General features: G+C 62.5%; 14 protein-coding genes and 1 pseudogene. 13 read left to right on the forward strand and 2 right to left on the reverse strand.

Going from position 1 to position 15,567, the window contains the following annotated elements:
* The first annotated feature begins 259 nt into the window (after positions 1–259).
* Positions 260–721 carry a hypothetical protein gene (locus HU770_RS19385; RefSeq protein WP_047583050.1) on the forward strand — a complete coding sequence of 154 codons (462 nt, stop codon included), beginning with the start codon at positions 260–262 and terminating at the stop codon, positions 719–721.
* 16 nt (positions 722–737) lie between these two features.
* Here the strand turns inward: HU770_RS19385 and HU770_RS19390 are convergent, their stop codons facing one another.
* Positions 738–923 carry a hypothetical protein gene (locus tag HU770_RS19390; RefSeq protein ID WP_047583049.1) on the reverse strand — a complete coding sequence of 62 codons (186 nt, stop codon included), beginning with the start codon at positions 921–923 and terminating at the stop codon, positions 738–740.
* Between the two features lie 72 nt (positions 924–995).
* On the opposite strand from HU770_RS19390, the gene HU770_RS19395 reads away from it, so the two are divergent.
* From HU770_RS19395 to HU770_RS19415, 5 genes and pseudogenes are all read left to right on the forward strand, one after another.
* The gene (locus HU770_RS19395) at positions 996–1,916 is read left to right on the forward strand and encodes a DHHA1 domain-containing protein (protein WP_238347518.1); all 921 of its coding nucleotides are present in this window, start codon (positions 996–998) and stop codon (positions 1,914–1,916) included.
* Positions 1,917–1,970: 54 nt separating this feature from the next.
* Positions 1,971–2,468, forward strand: a complete 498-nt coding sequence (locus tag HU770_RS19400) for a hypothetical protein (protein ID WP_186654802.1) — start codon at positions 1,971–1,973, stop codon at positions 2,466–2,468.
* Positions 2,469–2,679: 211 nt separating this feature from the next.
* A pseudogene (locus HU770_RS19405) lies at positions 2,680–3,872 on the forward strand (tyrosine-type recombinase/integrase).
* Between the two features lie 20 nt (positions 3,873–3,892).
* The gene (locus HU770_RS19410; RefSeq protein ID WP_047583047.1) at positions 3,893–5,479 is read left to right on the forward strand and encodes an ABC-F family ATPase; all 1,587 of its coding nucleotides are present in this window, start codon (positions 3,893–3,895) and stop codon (positions 5,477–5,479) included.
* Positions 5,480–5,671: 192 nt separating this feature from the next.
* Positions 5,672–6,865: an MFS transporter gene (locus HU770_RS19415; RefSeq protein WP_186655668.1), complete on the forward strand. Its 1,194-nt coding sequence runs from the start codon at positions 5,672–5,674 to the stop codon at positions 6,863–6,865.
* Here HU770_RS19415 and HU770_RS19420 read toward each other — a convergent pair.
* Positions 6,827–7,873 (reverse strand): dienelactone hydrolase, encoded by a 1,047-nt coding sequence (locus HU770_RS19420; RefSeq protein ID WP_186665037.1) that lies wholly within the window; start codon positions 7,871–7,873, stop codon positions 6,827–6,829. The genes HU770_RS19415 and HU770_RS19420 overlap by 39 nt on opposite strands.
* A 199-nt stretch (positions 7,874–8,072) precedes the next feature.
* Between HU770_RS19420 and yghU the strand changes: the two genes are divergently transcribed.
* From yghU to HU770_RS19455, 7 genes are all read left to right on the forward strand, one after another.
* Positions 8,073–8,912, forward strand: a complete 840-nt coding sequence (gene yghU / locus HU770_RS19425) for a glutathione-dependent disulfide-bond oxidoreductase (RefSeq protein WP_186665039.1) — start codon at positions 8,073–8,075, stop codon at positions 8,910–8,912.
* Between the two features lie 137 nt (positions 8,913–9,049).
* On the forward strand, positions 9,050–10,756 hold the full coding sequence (locus HU770_RS19430; protein WP_186665041.1) for an amidase: 1,707 nt from the start codon (positions 9,050–9,052) through the stop codon (positions 10,754–10,756).
* A gap of 72 nt (positions 10,757–10,828) precedes the next feature.
* A complete protein-coding gene (locus HU770_RS19435; protein WP_186665043.1) occupies positions 10,829–11,530 on the forward strand; it encodes a PAS domain-containing protein in 702 nt (233 codons plus the stop codon).
* 15 nt (positions 11,531–11,545) lie between these two features.
* Complete coding sequence (locus HU770_RS19440) at positions 11,546–12,463, forward strand: pyridoxal-phosphate dependent enzyme (RefSeq protein WP_186665045.1); 918 nt, start codon at positions 11,546–11,548, stop codon at positions 12,461–12,463.
* Between the two features lie 211 nt (positions 12,464–12,674).
* The gene (nspC, locus tag HU770_RS19445; RefSeq protein ID WP_186665047.1) at positions 12,675–13,772 is read left to right on the forward strand and encodes a carboxynorspermidine decarboxylase; all 1,098 of its coding nucleotides are present in this window, start codon (positions 12,675–12,677) and stop codon (positions 13,770–13,772) included.
* A gap of 31 nt (positions 13,773–13,803) precedes the next feature.
* Entirely contained in the window at positions 13,804–15,048 is a 1,245-nt protein-coding gene (locus tag HU770_RS19450; protein WP_033698250.1) for a saccharopine dehydrogenase family protein, read from the forward strand.
* A 129-nt stretch (positions 15,049–15,177) separates the two neighbouring features.
* On the forward strand, positions 15,178–15,558 hold the full coding sequence (locus tag HU770_RS19455; protein WP_033698252.1) for a RidA family protein: 381 nt from the start codon (positions 15,178–15,180) through the stop codon (positions 15,556–15,558).
* The last annotated feature ends 9 nt before the right edge of the window (positions 15,559–15,567 follow it).

Genomic DNA, 15,567 nt, shown 5'->3' on the forward strand with positions numbered 1-15,567 from the left:
AGTGATAGCCCGTCCGGCGTGGTGCCGTTCCAGGCGGGTTTGGCTCGGCCAAAAGCCGGGCTGAGGTGATCCCTAACGCATTATATGCGTTGCCATCACCATCGAGCTGGGCACCGCAACATTTCAACCGCAATCAAGGCCCCGATCAGAGCGCGCGATCAGCTTCGGCAAGATCGAGACGCCCTGCTGGATGCCGGAGGACACCTTCTATGACCCTACCCCTGATGTACATGGCCTACCTGATCTATAGGGGGCCGCGATGAGCGACGCACCAATCGAACCGCAGGATTACATCTACGGCGTGAATGTCGTCCAGATTGAGGACCTGCGAGTTGCACGAGGGCTCACTCGTCGACCTGCCTGCGCCTGCCGACACAAGAAGCTGGTCTACGACGACAAGGAGCGGCGCGTCTGGTGCAGCGACTGCGAAGCAGAAGTCGAGCCATTCGACGCCTTCCTCGGCCTGGTGGAAGTGTTCAGCGCCGGAACAAACAGGATCAATCGGCGCGCGGCCGAACTGGCCGAGGCCGAGAAATTCCAGATCCGCAGCCGCGCCGCGAAGGTTATGGATGAAGCCTGGCGCAGCACGAAGATGGCTCCGCTTTGCCCTCACTGCAATAACGCGCTCCTGCCCGAGGACGTGGTGGGCGGCCTCGCCAGCATGTCGAAAGAGTTCGTCATGGCCGATCGCAAGCGTAAAGCCAGTCCCAAGCCGAAGTAACCCCTCCCCCTACTACTCAAGCCCGCCGACGGGTCGTCCAGAAGTGCGTCGCGGCTAGCAACACCCCAGGTATAGCCATGCCCAGGCCGCTGTAGATGAATGCAGGCTGATCTGACAGCAGCCCTCCCATAACGAACCCGATGCCCGTCGGTATGAGCGTGACCGCTACGTAGCCAAACGGCTTCCTGGCTTCCTTTGCCATTTCAATGCTCCTTGTTTTGGGGGCACTATTTAAACATGCGTGCCCGCCCCTGTGTGCGGGCGAGGAACCTCTATGTCTGAACGCAAAACGATGTGCATCTACCATGGCAACTGCGCTGACGGCTTCGGCGGCGCCTGGGTCGTCCGCAAGGCCTTGGGCGACCAGGTTGAGTTCGTTGCCGGCGTGCACGGCCAGGAACCGCCTGACGTTGAAGGCAAGGACGTCATCATCGTGGACTTCAGCTACAAGTACGAAGTCATGGCCAGACTGAGCTGGAAGGCTCACAGCATCATCATTCTGGATCATCACAAGTCGGCGGCCGAGGACCTGGGTAAGTTCCCGCCCTTCCACGCTGGCGTTCGGCACGATGGCCGGCACGCCGACGGCACGGTCGCGCTGGGCTGGGAAAGCGCGCACATCTTCATGAATTCGCAGAACTCCCCGGCTATCGCCTGCTGCTTCGACATGAACCGCAGCGGCGCCATGCTGGCCTGGGACCACTTCTTCCCCGGGCAGGAGCCGCCAATGCTACTGCGCCACATCGAGGACAGGGACCTGTGGCTGTTCCAGTTGGATGGAACCCGCGAGATTCAGGCCAACCTATTTAGCTATCCCTACGACTTCGAAGTCTGGGACACGCTCATGGCGACTGATGTGCAGACCCTCCGCGCGGACGGCGCCGCGATTGAGCGAAAGCACCAGAAGGACGTTGCCGAGCTGGTGGCTGTGACCAAGCGCCGCCTGGTCATCGCCGGTCACGATGTGCCTGTGGCCAGCCTGCCCTACACGCTCACCAGCGACGCCGGCCACCTGATGTCGCAAGGCGAGCCGTTCGCAGCCTGCTACTGGGATACACCGGAAGGCCGAGTCTTCAGCCTGCGCAGCAATGATGATGGCCTAGACGTCTCGGAAATCGCTAAGCAGTACGGCGGTGGTGGCCACCGCAATGCCTCAGGTTTCCGAGTGCAATTTGGCCACGAACTGACCAAGTAACTCCCCCTCCTTCAACAAAGCCCGGCGGCAACGGCTGCCGGGCGAGGATGACCTATGTCTGCAATAAACCGATTCCACGAAGTCGCCAACGATGCACTGGTAAAAATCAGCAATCACCTGACGGCCGAAGCCAAGCTGTCACTAGTGATCTACACCCCGGGCGAGCCAGAGCAAGACATCCTCCTCAAGGGACCCGGCGTCGATACAGACGAGGTCTTGAACACCATACGCCGGCGGGGCGGCCTTAGCCTTGATGGTGACAACGCCTACAAGCGCGGGATATGCGATGTAGCCGTAGGCGCCATGGCTGCCGGGAAACAGAGCATCAACCAGCCGCCCGAGGGGCATTGGGGTCAGCGGTTCTGGGATATCGGCCGGGCTGAGAGGGCACTGCAGGAAGAGCTGATTCAGGCGCTCCGACTGGTCCGCAAAGAACTGGACGCCTGCCAGCGGGTGATTCACTACGCCGGTGGCTTCGATCCGGCTTACGTCGATGACGCCCAGGTCGCTCTCAAGGCTACTGACGCAGTTTTGGCCAAAGCCCCTCTCTGACCACCGACCTGCTGCCAACGGCGGCGTGGAGACCATCCATGGAAACCGAAACTACCGGTGACGTCGACAAAGTCACCGAACAGCGAATGGCCGAACTGATCGGCTGCACTAAACGCTCACTGGAGCATCGGCGCTTGGATGGGAAGATCCCCGCAGGCGTCTGGATGAAGCACGGCGGCCGGATCATCTACAGCAAAAAGAGGTATAACGAATGGCTGGAAAGCCAATGGGTTTACCCCGTGGGGTCGAAATCTTCCGCAACTCCCTCCGCATTCGTTTCACATGGGACGGTATCCGTCGATGCGAAACGCTCCCCTATCCCCCGACACAAAAAGGGATCAAGGCTGCATCCAACCTTCGCGATCAGGTAACCAGTCTCAACAAACTCGGCCTCCTTGACCAGGACAAGTACGCAGAGCTGTTCCCGAGTTCACAGGCTGCGGTCGGCGGTAAGCCGACCTTCGGCGAGTATGCACAGCTCTGGCTCGACAGTCGGGAAATCACCCGGGGCACGCACAACAACTATAAAAGCGCCCTGAACCTCTACTGGGTACCACGACTGGCCATGGTCCGTGTCGACCTGATCACGACCAACCTCCTCCGCCGCGTCATCATTGAAACCGAGTGGACCTCGGCAAACGTGAAGCGCAATGCGATCACCCGATTGTCGACGATCCTTGCGGCAGCGACCCGGGAGGGCCTGCTAGTCAAGAACCCCGCCGAGCTAATCGAACTGCCGAAGCGGTCGAAGAAGGAGATTGACCCATTCAGCCTGGCGGAAGCCAATACCATCATCGACAAGTTTTACCAGCACAAGCACTGGCCCAGCCTCATCTACGCCGCCCTGTTTGAATTCATGTTTTTCACCGGGCTCCGCCTGTCTGAGGCCCTGGCCGTGCGCTGGGACGTGATCGACATGGAGAGAAGGACAGTACACGTCAAGAGAACCGTCGCTCTGGGCGAGGTTGAAGAAAGGACGAAAACTGGCAGGGACCGGTTCGTGCTGCTGAACGATCGGGCCTTGCGTGCGATTCAGTTTGCCCGGCAGTACGCGGATCGCCGGAGGGATGGCAAGGGAGCGGTGACCGAAACACCGTTCCTGTTCCCGCCGTCGAAGAACGCCGAGTACGTGAACAGACCTCCGACCTCCACAAACAGTGGGTGCCTGTACTGAATGAATTGGGGATCAGACGTCGCCCCCCATACAACTGCCGTCACACCTATGCGACAATATGCTTAATGTCCGGCCTCAACCCCGCATTTATCGCCCAACAGCTGGGTCACAGCGTTCAGATGCTGCTGTCGACGTATGCCCGTTGGCTTAACTCAAGCTCCGACTGGAGCGAGCTGGAAAAACTCAAGATTGGTATCAAATCGGTATCAGCTGAAAGCCCAGCGTCGTAAGTTACTGATAGGTAAGCCCTTTGATCTCCACCGCTAACATCACCATGCAGTTCGGCTCCAAGCCGCTGTTTGAAAACGTTTCCGTCAAATTCAACAACGGCAACCGCTACGGCCTGATCGGCGCCAACGGTTGCGGCAAGTCGACCTTCATGAAAATCCTCGGCGGCGACCTCGAGCCGTCCGGTGGCCAGGTCATGCTCGAGCCGAACACCCGCCTAGGCAAGCTGCGCCAGGACCAGTTCGCCTACGAGCAATTCACCGTGATCGACACCGTGATCATGGGCCACGGCCAGCTGTGGAAGGTCAAGGCCGAGCGCGATCGCATCTACTCGCTGCCGGAAATGACCGAGGAAGACGGCATGGCCGTCGCCGAGCTGGAAACCGAATTCGCCGAGATGGACGGCTACACCGCCGAATCCCGCGCCGGTGAACTGCTGCTGGGCCTGGGTATTCCACTGGAACAGCACTTCGGCCCGATGAGCGAAGTGGCGCCGGGCTGGAAGCTGCGTGTGCTGCTGGCCCAGGCACTGTTCTCGGACCCGGACGTGCTGCTGCTCGACGAACCGACCAACCACTTGGACATCAACACCATCCGCTGGCTGGAAACGATCCTCACGGCGCGTAACAGCACCATGATCATCATTTCCCACGACCGGCACTTCCTGAACAGCGTCTGCACCCACATGGCCGACCTGGACTACGGTGAACTGCGCCTGTTCCCAGGCAACTACGACGAGTACATGACCGCAGCGACCCAGTCGCGCGAGCAACTGCTGTCGGACAACGCCAAGAAGAAAGCGCAGATTGCCGAGCTGCAGACCTTCGTCAGCCGCTTCTCGGCCAACGCCTCCAAGGCCAAGCAGGCCACCTCGCGGGCCAAGCAGATCGACAAGATCCAGCTGGCCGAGGTCAAGCCGTCGAGCCGGGTCAGCCCGTTCATTCGCTTCGAGCAGACCAAGAAGCTGCACCGCCAGGCCGTCGTGGTCGAGAAGATGGCCAAGGCCTTCGACGACAAAGTGCTGTTCAAGAACTTCGACATCACCGTCGAAGCCGGCGAACGCGTTGCGATCATCGGCCCCAACGGTATCGGCAAAACCACCCTGCTGCGCACCCTGGTAGGCGAGATGACGCCGGACGCAGGCTCGGTGAAGTGGACCGACAGCGCCGAAGTGGGCTACTACGCCCAAGACCACGCCCACGACTTCGAGGACGACCTGAGCCTGTTCGACTGGATGGGCCAGTGGACCTCCGGTGAGCAGGTGATCCGCGGCACCCTCGGGCGCATGCTGTTCTCCAACGACGAGATCCTCAAGTCGGTGAAGGTGATTTCCGGTGGTGAGCAAGGCCGCATGCTGTTCGGCAAGCTGATCCTGCAAAAGCCCAACGTGCTGGTGATGGACGAACCGACCAACCACCTGGACATGGAGTCGATCGAGGCGCTGAACCTGGCGCTGGAAAACTACCCAGGCACGCTGCTGTTCGTCAGCCACGACCGTGAGTTCGTGTCGTCGCTGGCCACCCGCATCATCGAGCTGTCGCCGGACGGTGTCGTCGACTTCAGCGGCACCTATGACGACTACCTGCGTAGCCAGGGCGTCGTGGTCTGAGGTAGCTGAAATGGCCTGGCCCTTTTGAGCTGGCCAGGCCGGTCTCTTCGCGGGTGAACCCGCTGCCACGATGTGGAAGCGGGTTTCCCAGCGCTCGATACACTCAACGAATAATTCGTTAGCCTGCTTTCATTTCCTTCGCGCAGCGGCCATGATGAAACAACGCCCCACCGCCTGCCCGCGAACGAGCCCATGACCGCGCAACAACCCGCCCCCGCCAGCAACACCTTCAACATCACCCTGCAGATCCTGTCGATCGTCTTCTATACGTTCATTGCCTTCCTCTGCATCGGCCTGCCGATCGCGGTGCTGCCCAGCTATGTGCACGACCAGCTCGGCTTTGGCGCGGTGATCGCGGGGGTGACGATTGGCCTGCAATACCTGGCCACCCTGCTCAGCCGCCCGTTCGCCGGGCGGGTGGCGGATACCCTTGGCGGCAAGCAGGCGATCCGTTTCGGCTTGCTGGGCATCGCCAGTTGCGGGGTGCTGACCCTGCTATCGGCATGGACGCTGACGATGCCGCTGCTGAGCCTGGCGCTGTTGCTGGGCGGTCGCTTGCTGTTGGGCATCGCCCAGGGGCTGATCGGTGTGGCCACCTTGAGCTGGGGCATCAGCCAGGTCGGCCCGGAACACACGGCCCGAGTGATCTCGTGGAACGGTATCGCGTCATATGGCGCCATTGCCATTGGCGCGCCGGTGGGTGTGCTGGCCGTGGATGGCCTGGACTTCAGCGTGCTGGGGCCGACCTTGCTGGTGCTGGCGCTATTTGCCCTGCTGGTGCTGCGCAAACGGCCAGACGTGGTGGTGGTGCGTGGCGAGCGGCTGGCGTTCTGGTCGGCATTCAGCCGGGTTGCGCCCTGCGGCCTGGGCCTCACCCTGGCGTCGATCGGCTACGGCACACTGACCACGTTCGTCACCCTTTATTACCTGGAGCGCGGTTGGGCCGGTGCGGCTTGGTGCCTGAGTGCCTTTGGGGTGTGCTTCATCATTTCGCGGCTGATGTTCGTCAACGCGGTCAACCGGTTTGGCGGCTACAACGTGGCGGTGGTGTGCATGGCCACCGAGGTGGTCGGCTTGGGCCTGCTGTGGCTGGCGCCCTCGCCGCCTTGGGCACTGGCAGGCGCCGGGCTCACGGGCTTCGGCCTGTCGCTGGTGTACCCCGCGCTGGGCGTCGAGGCCATCAAGCAGGTGCCCAGCAGCAGCCGCGGCGCAGGGCTGGGTGCCTATGCGGTGTTTTTCGACATGGCCTTGGCCATCGCTGGCCCGGTGATGGGCGCGGTGGCCGTGCACCTGGGCTATGCCTCGATCTTCTGCGTCGCAGCCCTGCTTGCGCTGGTAGGCGTCGGCTTAACGCTGCTGTTGGCGCGGCGCAGCCGACGCGGCTGAGCGCTGGTTCGGCGCTGGCGCGCCCAAGGTCTGGCTGAAGAAGGCAGCGGTGTCGCGTTGCAGCGAGTGGTGAATATGCCGGCGGTCGACGCCGTCCGCGTCCTTGCACAGTGCCGGCATGCGCGCACGCTGTTCATCGTCACAGCGCGCCATGAACACAAAATGACCGGCGCCGGCCAGCAGGCGGTAATCCGGTGTGATGGGCAGCTTGCGGGCCAAGGCTTCGGCGTTGCGGTCCACAGCCACCAACTGGTCACTGTCACCGCTGTAGATCAATGCCGGAATATGCACCCCGGCCAGCGCATGACGGCCGAACAGCAGGCTCAGGGGCGCCATCAGCATCACCGCCCCCACCCGTGAGTCGGCCTCGGGCGCCAGCTCGCTGCGGTCGGCAATCAGCACGCCATGGGTCTTGCAGGCGTCGGCATCGCCGGGGCGCTCCAGGCAGTACTGGCGCAAACGGTCCAGGTCGGGTTGCGCCCCCGACACGATCAGCGCCGTTTCGCCCCCCGCCGAATAACCGATCACACCGACCTTGCCATCGTTCAGGTAGGGCCCCAGCAGCGCATCGTCACGGGCCGCCGTGATCGCGGCGCTGACCTGCAGCGGCCGGCCATACAGGTTGCTGAGGGTACCCAGCCGGCTGTGATCGCGCGCGTTGTCACCCGGGTGCACGACCGCCACCACCACGAACCCCTGGCGCGCCAGGGCGGTGGCCAGGTAATGCAAGGCCAGCGGGCTGCCGGTATTGCCGTGGGAGAGCACCAGCAAAGGGAACTGCCCCAGCGCTACCGGGGCTTCTTCGGCGACATCGACCGGGTAGCCGTCGATACGGCTGCTGCGGGTGGCGCCAATGGCAGGGTAAAACGCCAGCGCCTGCATGGGCCGGTCATCGACGGGGTCGGTCAGGGTCATGTGGTGCAGGCCGGCGACCCACGGCGCGGCTTCGGCCTGGGCCAACAGGCCGCCGAGCAGGACCAGCGCCAGCAAGCAGCGAGGGATGTTCATCGGCCGGCTGTTCCGTGCAGGGCGAAGGGATAGCGCCAGCATAAGGCTGCTGCCGGCAATGACAGATGAAAACTGGATGAAAAACGCGCCATGCTGCCAGCACCAGCGCCCTATGCAATTGCGCTTTTCCACGAACCCGTGGCATAGATGCAGGTCAACGTCTTTAGCTGACCCTTTCGCGGCATTCAAGGAGCACCCCATGAGCAAGCCCCCTTACGCCCCACCCAAGGTCTGGCGCAATGACGCGGCCTCCGGTGGCCAATTCGCCAGCATCAACCGCCCGGTTGCAGGGCCAACCCACGACAAGGCGCTGCCAGTGGGCAAGCACCCTCTGCAGCTGTACTCCCTGGCCACGCCCAATGGCGTGAAGGTCAACATAGCCCTTGAAGAGCTGCTCGCCCTGGGCCACAGCGGCGCCGAATATGACGCTTGGCTGATCCGCATCGGCGAGGGCGACCAGTTCTCCAGCGGCTTCGTCGAGGTAAACCCCAACTCGAAGATCCCCGCCCTGCTCGACCGCAGCGTCGAGCCACCGGTGCGGGTGTTCGAGTCGGGGGCGATCCTGCTGTACCTGGCAGAAAAGTTCGGCGAACTGTTGCCCAAGGCCGCAGCTGCACGTACCGAAAGCCTGAACTGGCTGTTCTGGCAGATGGGCGCTGCGCCGTACCTGGGTGGCGGCTTTGGCCACTTCTATGTCTACGCACCGGAAAAGTTCGAGTACGCCATCAACCGCTTCACCATGGAAGCGAAGCGCCAACTGGACGTACTCGACCGCCGCCTGGCCGAAAGCCGCTACCTGGGCGGTGATGAGTACAGCATCGCTGATATCGCCGTGTGGCCGTGGTACGGCGAACTGGTGCGCGGCAAACTTTACGGCGCGGCGGAGTTTCTAGCGGTGCACGAGTACCCCCATGTGCAACGCTGGGCCGAAGCGATCGCCCAACGCCCCGCAGTGCAACGCGGGACACGGGTCAATCGCACCTGGGGTGACGAGGCCAGCCAGGTGCCTGAGCGGCACTCGGCGGCAGACCTGAATTGACTGCCCGGGGCCGCCGTGCGGCCCCGACAATGCCCGCCTGCATAAAACCATTTGCCCCTGCGCAAACCTGCGTACACCAATGCCTTCTTGTACACTCCTCGCACTAGCCCCCACCTGCAAAAATTTTTGGTGAAAGCATGATCGAGGTAACCGAGGTTTCCATTGCCGAGCTGCGCGACGCGCTCGAGTCGGGCCGCACCACAGCGGTCGAGCTGGTCAAGGCCTACCAGGCGCGTATCGACGCCTACGATGGCGCCAATACGCCGACCGCGCTCAACGCTGTGGTGGTACGCAACCCAGACGCACTCAAGGAGGCCGAAGCCTCCGATGCCCGCCGCGCCAATGGCCAGCCGCTGAGCCCGCTGGACGGCATCCCCTACACCGCCAAGGACAGCTACCTGGTCAAAGGCCTCACCGCCGCCTCCGGCAGCCCCGCCTTCAAGGACCTGGTAGCCCAGCGCGACGCCTTCACCATCGAGCGCCTGCGGGCCGCCGGTGCCGTGTGCCTGGGCAAGACCAACATGCCGCCCATGGCCAACGGGGGCATGCAGCGGGGGGTGTATGGTCGGGCCGAGAGCCCGTACAATGCCAACTACCTGACCGCCCCCTTCGCCTCGGGCTCGTCCAACGGTGCCGGTACTGCCACCGCCGCCAGCTTCAGCGCCTTCGGCCTGGCCGAAGAGACCTGGTCGAGCGGCCGCGGCCCTGCGTCCAACAACGGCCTGTGCGCCTATACCCCTTCGCGCGGGGTGATTTCGGTACGTGGCAACTGGCCACTGACGCCGACCATGGACGTGGTGGTGCCGTATGCCCGTACCATGGCCGACCTGCTGGAAATCCTCGAGGTCGTGGTGGCCGATGACGCCGACAAGCGCGGCGACCTGTGGCGCCTGCAGCCGTGGGTTGCGATCCCGGCCGCTTCTTCCGTGCGCCCGGCCTCGTACCTGGACCTGGCAGTGGATGCCAGCGCCCTCAAGGGCAAGCGCTTCGGCGTGCCGCGCATGTACATCAATGCCGACCCCGAAGCCGGCACCTCCGAGAAGCCAGGTATCGGCGGCCCGACCGGCCAGCGCATCAACACCCGCGACAGCGTCATCGAGCTGTGGCAACAGGCCCGCCAATCCTTGGAAGCGGCAGGCGCCGAAGTGCTCGAAGTGGACTTCCCGCTGGTCTCCAACTGCGAAGGCGATCGCCCTGGCGCCCCAACCGTGTACAACCGCGGCATCGTCAGCAAAGCGTTCCTGCATGACGAATTATGGGAACTGTCGGGCTGGGCCTTAGATGACTTCCTGCGCGCCAACGACGACCCCAAGCTCAACCGCCTGGCCGATGTCGAAGGGCTGAAGATCTTCCCCCACGACCCAGGCACCCTGCCCAACCGTGAGGACGACCTGGCCGCCGGCATGGACGAATACGTCAACATGGCCAAGCGCGGCCTGAAGACCTGGGACCAGATCGAGACCTTGCCCGATGGCCTGCGCGGGCTGGAGAAAACCCGCAAGCTGGACCTGGAAGACTGGATGGACGAGCTGGGCCTGGACGCGGTGCTGTTCCCGACCGTGGCCGACGTGGGGCCGGCAGATGCCGACGTCAACCCGGCTTCGGCGGACATTGCCTGGAGCAACGGCATCTGGGTGGCCAACGGCAACCTTGCTATCCGCCATCTGGGTGTACCGACAGTGACCGTGCCGATGGGCGTGATGGCCGATATCGGCATGCCAGTGGGGCTGACCTTCGCTGGCCGTGCCTATAGCGACAACAACCTGCTGAGCTTTGGCGCGGCGTTCGAGGCAACCGGCTCGCGCCGTATGATCCCGCCGCGTACGCCAGCACTGGGCGCGTAAATTCGCACCTGCATCGCCAATTTCAACTTTGTGTGTAAAAATGCACAAACCGTTGAAATTGGTGATGCTTTCATGCCGCTTTCCCCGCCCGAAGAACGCCAGCTAACCCTCACCATCCTCAAGGCCGCCATCCAGGCCCTGGGCAGTGTTGCCGCCCGCAACATGGAAATCCTCCTGCACGACCTCGACCACCCGGAGCACTCCGTCGTGGCGATCGTCAACGGCCACCTTTCCGGCCGCGTCGTCGGCAGCCCAATTCTCGCCGCACCCGAACAGGATCAAGGCTTCAAGGCACTGATGCAAGCCAGCGCCGAACGGCACGGCTGCGACCCTGTGGTGCTGCCCGACTATCCCACCACGCTCAAGGGCCGCACCCTGCGCAGCGCCACGGCCATCTTCCGCGACAGCAGCGGCCACCCCTTTGCCAGCCTGTGCATCAACACCGATGTCACTGGCCTCGACACCGCCTTGAGCTTCTTGCAGCAGTTGCAGCCAGTGGGCGCTTCGCCTGCATCGACCACCCCCCAGGAACCTGCAGACATGGAACTGTTGATGAGCGAGATCATCCAGAACTCGCTGTTGCGCAGTGGCCAGGGCCGGATGAACAAGCAAGCCAAGGTCGAGGCCGTGCGGGTGATGCAGGAGCGCGGCCTGTTCATCGTCAAGGGCGGCGTGGAAAAGGCCGCCAACGCCCTCGGCGTGACCCGTTACACCGTTTACAACTACCTGGAGCAACTGCGCGGCGAGAGCCCTTCGGTTGCCCGTGAAGACTGACCTGTGGAGCACGCCATGACCTTGCATATCCAGACCCCCCTGATCGAATCCCGCCCCCTGTCGCTGGCCGCTGGCCGTACGGTCTGGCTCAAGCTGGACGCCCTGCAGCCTTGCGGCTCGTTCAAGCTGCGCGGCGTGGGCCATGCCTGCGAAGTTCACCATGCCCGGGGCGCACGCCATTTCGTCTCGTCGTCCGGCGGTAACGCCGGGCTGGCGGTGGCCTATGCCGGCCGCAAACTGGGGGTGCCGGTGACGGTGGTGGTGCCCGAGACCACCACCGAGCGCGCCAAGGAACTGATGCGCCTGGAAGACGCCAATGTGGTGGTGCACGGCAGCTCCTGGCAGGAGGCCAACGAGCTGGCGCAGACCTTGCTCGGCACCGGCGATGCCTTTATTCACCCCTTCGACGACCCCCTGCTGTGGGCCGGGCATGCCAGCCTGATCGACGAAGTGGCCGCCAGCAGGGTCAAGCCCGATGCGGTGGTGTTATCGGTCGGTGGCGGCGGCTTGCTCAGTGGCGTGGTCGAGGGCCTCAAGCGCAACGGCTGGGATGATGTGCCGGTGCTAGCGGTGGAAACCACGGGCGCTGCCTCGCTGCATGCAGCTGTACAGGCAGGCCATCCGGTTGAACTCGAGCGCCTCGCATCGGTGGCGACGTCCCTGGGCGCCAAGCGCGTAGCCGACCAGGCATTGGAATGCGTGCGTAGCCACCCGGTGCACAGCCACCTGGTGAGCGACCGTGCGGCACTTGAAGCCTGTGAACGCTTCTTGCTCGACCACCGGGTACTGGTAGAGCCCGCTTGTGGCGCTGCGCTGGCACTGGCTTATGAGGCCGATACCCTGGCCCGCTACAGCAACGTACTGGTGGTGGTCTGTGGCGGTGCGACCGCAACGCTGGAGCAGATCCACACCTGGTTGCAACAGGCCGATTAAGCCCTGCCTGTCCCCCCTGGCCGTGACCGTTTTGTACGGGCAATGATTACGACGGTCACATGAGCCTGATCTACTGAGCCTGCCGCAACCGGAAAAAACCCCGCGCAACGTCTGCAACAGTGACGAAATGCATGTCTCACCCTTTCGGTCTGCGGCAAGTGAAGGCACAATGCGTGTCCTTTTTTTGGCCGGCCTTGCCGGGGGCCTTTAAATGATCAAGACGCCGTACTACCTCATCGATAAAACCAAGCTGCTGAGCAACATGGAGAAGATCGCCTACGTGCGTGAACACTCCGGTGCCAAGGCGCTGCTCGCCCTCAAATGTTTTGCCACCTGGTCGGTGTTCGACCTGATGCAGCAATACATGGACGGCACCACCTCTTCGTCGCTTTTCGAACTCAAGCTCGGCCGCCAGAAGTTTGCCGGCGAGACCCACGCCTACAGCGTGGCCTGGGCCGACGACGAGGTCGAGGAAATGCTCGAAAACTGCGACAAGATCATCTTCAACTCGATCGGCCAGCTGCAGCGCTTTGCCGAACAGTCCGAAGGCAAGGTCCGTGGCCTGCGCGTCAACCCGCAAGTCAGCAGCTCCGACTACCTGCTGGCCGACCCGGCCCGCCCGTTCAGCCGCCTCGGTGAGTGGGACCCGGAGAAGATCGAGAAGGTCATCGAGCAAATCTCCGGCTTCATGTTCCACAACAACTGTGAGAACGGTGACTTCGGCCTGTTCGACAAGATGCTCAGCCACATCGAAGAGCGCTTCGGCAACCTGTTGCACAAGGTGCAGTGGGTCAGCCTCGGTGGCGGCATCCACTTCACCGGTGAAGACTATGCGGTCGATGCGTTCTGCGCGCGCCTCAAAGCCTTCTCGGAAAAATACGGCGTGCAGGTTTACCTGGAGCCGGGCGAAGCCGCCATCACCAACAGCGCCTCGCTGGAAGTGACCGTGCTCGACACCCTGTACAACGGCAAGCACCTGGCCGTGGTCGACAGCTCGATCGAAGCGCACCTGCTCGACCTGCTGATCTACCGCCTCAACGCCAAGATGGCCCCCAACGATGGCGAGCACACCTACATGGTCTGCGGTAAATCGTGCCTGGCCGGTGACATCTTCGGCGAGTACCAATTCGATCGTCCATTGGCCATCGGCGATCGCCTGTCGTTCATCGACACGGCGGGTTACACCATGGTCAAGAAAAACTGGTTCAACGGTCTGAAAATGCCCTCCATCGCGGTCAAGCAGCTCGACGGTAGCGTCGAAGTGGTGCGCGAGTTCGGTTTTGAAGACTACGTTTCCAGCCTGTCGTAAGACCGGCATTCAGTAAGGAGCAAGGGATAAATTGAAGAAGAACGTTCTTATCATTGGTGCAGGAGGTGTCGCCAAGGTGGTGGCCCACAAGTGCGCGCAGCATAACGACGAACTCGGTCGTATTGCTATTGCGTCACGGAACATCTCCAAATGCCAGGCCATCATCGACAGCGTCAAGGCCAAGGGTAGCCTCAAGGTACCCGCCGACATCCAGGCCTTCTCGCTCAACGCCCTCGATGTCGAGGCGACCAAGGCACTGATCCGCGAGACCGAATCGCAGATCGTGATCAACGTGGGCTCTGCCTTCCTCAACATGTCGGTGCTGCGTGCCTGCATCGATACCGGTGTCGCCTACCTGGACACCGCGATTCACGAAGAACCAGGCAAGATCTGCGAAACACCGCCCTGGTACGGCAACTACGAGTGGAAACACCTCGAAGAGTGCCAAGAAAAGAACATTACCGCCATTCTCGGCGTCGGTTTCGACCCGGGTGTGGTGAACAGCTACGCAAAACTTGCGCAGCAGCAATACTTCGACCGCATTGATTCGATCGACATCCTCGACGTCAATGCTGGTTCGCATGGCAAATACTTCGCCACCAACTTCGACCCGGAAATCAACTTCCGCGAGTTCACCGGGCAAGTGTGGAGCTGGCAGAACAGCCAGTGGACCAGCAACACCATGTTCGAGGTCAAGCGTACCGACGACCTGCCGGTCGTAGGTTCGCAAAACCTGTACCTGACCGGCCACGATGAAGTGCATTCGATTTCGAAGAACCTCAACGTGCCGAACGTGCGCTTCTGGATGAGCTTCGGCGAGCACTACATCAATGTGTTCACCGTGCTGAAAAACCTGGGCCTGCTCTCCGAGCAACCGGTCAAGACTGCCGAAGGCCTGGAAGTGGTCCCGCTGAAAGTGGTCAAGGCCGTACTGCCTGACCCGGCCTCCCTGGCCCCGGGCTACACCGGCAAGACCTGCATCGGTGACCTGGTCAAGGGCACCAAGGACGGCCAGCCACGCGAAGTGTTCATCTACAACGTGGCGGATCACGAAGAAGCCTACGCCGAGACCGACAGCCAGGGTATTTCCTACACCGCCGGTGTACCGCCAGTGGCTGCCGCCCTGCTGGTCGCCCGTGGCGAATGGGATGCCAAGCGCATGGTCAACGTCGAAGAACTGCCAGCCGAGCCGTTCCTCAAGGCGCTGGACGTGATGGGCCTGCCGACCCGCGTCAAAGATGAGAAAGGCGATCGTCCGTGGGACGCTGAAGCCTAAGCAACACCAGGAAGGGCGCCAACAGGCGCCCTTCTTTTTATCCTGCATTCGCCACTGCCCATGGCTCGACCCCTGCCGCTTGCTCGCGTAGGCTTGCCGTTTTCCTTCCGTCGCAAGGCAAACGTTCCCATGGCAAATACAGACATCACCTACACCCCCGACCCGGATGCCGATTCCATTTCGTCCGACGTCGCCGAGTACAACGGCGTATTGGTCACCACCCAGATCCCAACCCACGCCGATGGCAGTCTTGAGCTGGGCGATATCGTTGCGCAAAGCGAATGCACCCTGCAGGCGCTGAAAGTGGCCCTGGAGAAAGCAGGCAGCGGCATGGACCGCGTGCTACACCTGACCATCTACCTCACCGACATGGCCGACCGCGCTGCGTTCAACGAGGTGTACCAGCGCTTCTTCAGCAACCCGTGGCCGGTACGCGCCGCCGTTGGCGTGGCGTCGCTGGCGTTCGACGGCATGCGCGTGGAAGTGACCGCGATGGCGGCCAAGCGCTGATCCCTTTGT

Origin of the sequence: Pseudomonas sp. SWRI68, from assembly GCF_014269165.1 — a bacterium.
In the GTDB taxonomy this organism is placed as follows: Bacteria; Pseudomonadota; Gammaproteobacteria; order Pseudomonadales; family Pseudomonadaceae; genus Aquipseudomonas; species Aquipseudomonas capeferrum.